The sequence below is a fragment of the Pseudovibrio sp. POLY-S9 genome, from assembly GCF_001431305.1.
Classification (GTDB): domain Bacteria; phylum Pseudomonadota; class Alphaproteobacteria; order Rhizobiales; family Stappiaceae; genus Pseudovibrio.
Genome location: NZ_LCWX01000170.1, coordinates 1 through 3,100, shown reverse-complemented (window position 1 = coordinate 3,100; position 3,100 = coordinate 1). Strand labels below are relative to the sequence as shown.

General features: G+C 52.7%; 2 protein-coding genes and 1 pseudogene. All 3 read left to right on the top strand.

Annotation, left to right across the window (positions count from 1 at the left end; all coding sequences use genetic code 11):
- Positions 1–742: pseudogene (locus PPL9_RS33415) on the top strand (hypothetical protein); the annotation flags it as partial.
- The gene (locus PPL9_RS17330) at positions 720–1,778 is read left to right on the top strand and encodes a DUF4434 domain-containing protein (RefSeq protein WP_208989443.1); all 1,059 of its coding nucleotides are present in this window, start codon (positions 720–722) and stop codon (positions 1,776–1,778) included. The pseudogene PPL9_RS33415 and the gene PPL9_RS17330, both read left to right, overlap by 23 nt.
- A gap of 23 nt (positions 1,779–1,801) precedes the next feature.
- A complete protein-coding gene (wecB, locus tag PPL9_RS17325) occupies positions 1,802–2,947 on the top strand; it encodes a UDP-N-acetylglucosamine 2-epimerase (non-hydrolyzing) (RefSeq protein ID WP_057463879.1) in 1,146 nt (381 codons plus the stop codon).
- Positions 2,948–3,100: the final 153 nt, after the last annotated feature.

The window sequence follows — 3,100 nt, the reverse complement described above, 5'->3', positions numbered from 1 at the left end:
GTTCTTCGATGGTGCCAGCCCGTCACGGCAGGATGAGGAGGAGTTTGCAGGCGCCATCCTTGGCATCCCATCCAGCAGCCCGTTCGGCTCACTGGAAGTGGCATGGCGACCTCCGGTCATTGGCTACCAGAATGGCCGCGTCTTTGAAGTCATCGCCCGCGCCCAGTGGCTCAACCAACGCTACAGCTTTCGCCCGGACCCTGACACCTACCAGACCATCATCGGCCTGCGCTTCAAGCCTTTCATGACGCAAAACCTGAAAATCGGTCTGGAGCGGTTCTTCAAAGGCGGCAGCATCACAGAAGACAACTGGCTGGGGAGGGTGCTTTGGTCCTTCACCCGCGGAAACGACTTCCTCCCGCTCTACGATTTTTACTCCGGTGAGCCTATCGACAAAGAACCCTACATCAGCCTGTATCTGGAAGGTGGCCGTTTCTTCGAAAAGGAAAAAACCATTCTATTCTATGGAGATGGCCGACTTGGTTACACTTTTAGGCTCGATCCTAACCTGATTTTGTCGCCCTTTGCGTATTCCATAGGGAGCGGAAACTGGAACTCCCAAACCAGCGCTGTGGCGATTGAGGCAGGGCTGGGAGCATCTTTGAAGTGGAGAGGGTGGTACACCAAGGCCTATGGTGACCTGCTTCAGCTGGAAGTGTTTGGGCGTGTAGGACACGAAGTATTAAACACAGATGACAGTGAGACCAGCCGAGTGCTTCTTGGGCTTCAAGCAAACTTCTAAACTCTTCGTTCTTGGGGTGTTCTGCCTCGCTCTCATCACATTCATGATGATCTTTAAAGCCTATGCGCGGCAAGACTCCGGTGCTAAGGAATGTATTCCTATACGTATGAGCTTCATACAACCCTGGGGCGATGAATATTTTCCTAACCCTAGATTATGGCGCAGCGAACTCCTTTCACATCAACGACTTGGCATAAACGAAGCCATCCTCCAGTGGACCGTATGGGGAAGCGATCTTCAGGGCGAAATCAAGCTGCCTATGTGGCTCGAAGCTGCAATCATGGGCGCAGATGAAGCCGGAGCCAAACTCTGGTTCGGCCTGCGGTATGATCCAACGTTCATGGAGAAGCTGCAAAAAGATGGCCAGACCTATCTGGACAAGCGCTTAGCGGAGACCAAAAAGCTCGCCACGGCCATAAAGGCTCAAATCAGCTACACCGCACATCCCACCGAGGTTTTTGCGGGCTGGTATATACCAGATGAAATTGATGGCAATCTGCTGTTGGATAGCAAGCTCAAACAGCTCGTCACCGGATACACCACACAAACCCGCGCAATCTTGAACCGCATCCTCCCGGGGCCTGTTGCCATCTCTGGATACACCGATTTGAAGACCATTCCGCGAAAACTGGCCACCCAATGGAACAAGCTCATGGCAAAATCATCCATGGACATTCTGTTGCTGCAGGATGGGCTAGGGGCCAAGCTTATGGAACCTTATTCCAGCCGCAACCTGCAACGCGCCATCAGCGCCGCCTTCAGCACACAAGATCATACGGTTATTCCAGTGGTGGAAATCTTCGAGATCGATCCAAGAACAGCAGATTTCAGCACAATCCCAACCTCGCTCGGCACCATGAAAAGCCGTTTGAAGAACGCAAGATTTTCGGCCACGCAGCCTTTGGCCTTGTTCTCGTTGTCCAGCCATATCCTGAAGTTCAACAACAAACACAGTCGCGAGATCAAAGAGTTTCTTACTGAGAACGCTCATGCCTGCATTGCAAACGCATTGGCTGATGTAGAAGCTGCCGAATAATCACAAGGACCGTAGCGTAAAAGATGAAAGAGCCAGAGATCATCGGAGCGGGCCCTAACAAAGTGCTGTGCATCATAGGCACCCGTCCAGAAGCTATAAAAATGGCGCCGGTCATCTCTGCAATCGCAAACTGCCCAAACCTACACGCCCATGTTCTAATGACAGGCCAGCACCGCGACATTGCATCCAATGCACTTGAATCCTTCGACATTCACCAGATCAACTGGCTCGACGTATCCAGCACCAGCCACAGGCTGGCCGATCAGGCCGGCGAACTGCTCAAAGGCATAAACGCATACATTGCTGTGCATCATCCCAAATACGCATTGGTCCACGGCGACACCACAACAGGCTTTGTCGGCGCACTGGCCAGTTTTTACAGCGCCATTCCAGTCGGCCACGTGGAAGCCGGACTGCGCAGTGGTGAGCTGCAGGATCCATTTCCCGAAGAAGCCAACCGACGATTGGCGGACCAACTGTGTCATAGGCTGTTCGCTCCAACATCCATCGCCAAAGACAACTTGTTGCGTGAAGGCCTGAGCAACGAGAAAATCCTCACCACAGGAAACACGGTGGTCGACGCCGTTCGACATCTGGCACAGAAGATCAAATCGGCACGCGTGCTCGACGAGTTGAAAGACGTTCTGGGGCCGCAAAAGCGATTGGTGCTGGTGACCACACATAGACGCGAAAATTGGGGCGATCCCATGCGCCGCATCTGCCAGGCCATAAAACGCATCACAGAAGCCCATGAGGATCTGCAAGTCATTTTGCCAGTCCACCCAAATCCGGTCGTCAAAGACATGATCGAGTCCGAGCTCAAAAATACACCGCGCATCCATCTGGTCACGCCATTGTCTTATGAAGCGCTCATCGCACTGGAACGTGACGCCGACCTGATCCTCACAGACAGCGGCGGCATACAGGAAGAAGCACCGGAGTTCGGAACACCGCTGCTGATCTTGCGCAAGACCACAGAGCGACCAGAAGCATTGACCAGCGGTCTTGCAAAACTTGTCGGCACATGCGAGCAAACCATCACCGATGAAGCCGCGCACATCTTGAAATGCAAACACACTAAGATCGACCGCCAAAACCCATTCGGCGATGGCCATGCATCACAGCGCATAGCGGCTGCCGTAGAAAGTCACATAAACTCAGCAGACTAGCTCCATTCTGGCCTTTGTAATTTAAGTTCCATAATGTTGGTTCTGCGAAATTGGGTTGTAACCGCCATGCTAAAGTGTCAGGATCTATCAATCTAGAAGTGTCACACTGATCCTGTTGTTGGTCTCTTGCAAGGATGGTGCGACATGGGCATG

Coding starts and splice junctions, on each gene's coding strand:
- wecB (WP_057463879.1), top strand. CDS start 1,802: ATGAAAGAGCCAGAGATCATCGGAGCGGGCCCTAACAAAGTGCTGTGC.